Origin of the sequence: Streptomyces sp. P17 (genome assembly GCF_032436805.1) — a bacterium.
Taxonomy (GTDB): domain Bacteria; phylum Actinomycetota; class Actinomycetes; order Streptomycetales; family Streptomycetaceae; genus Streptomyces.
In genome coordinates this window covers 1-235 of sequence record NZ_JAVRBF010001505.1, presented here as the reverse complement: position 1 = coordinate 235, position 235 = coordinate 1, and the positions used below count along the sequence as shown (strand labels likewise).

At 67.7% G+C, this 235-nt stretch carries 1 protein-coding gene; it reads right to left on the bottom strand.

Annotated elements, in window-relative coordinates; genetic code table 11:
• On the bottom strand, positions 1 to 235 hold a 235-nt coding region (locus RMT89_RS45505), incomplete at both ends, for a GTP-binding protein (RefSeq protein ID WP_315889614.1).

Genomic DNA, 235 nt, shown 5'->3' with positions numbered 1-235 from the left:
CGAGCAGGCGATCGGCGACCGCGACCTGCTTGACGGCCTCCTTGTGCGCATTGATAGTCGCAAGACCGTTGACGGCGTCCACGGTCGCAAGCACGCCGTCAATGCGGTACGACTTGGCAAGCCGCTCCTCGGCCATCAAGGCGTGCAGGATCGGCGCGGGATCGGCAAGGCCGGTCGTCTCGACCACGACACGGCGGAAGTCCGGCAATTCGCCGGCGTCCGCCCGGACGACCAG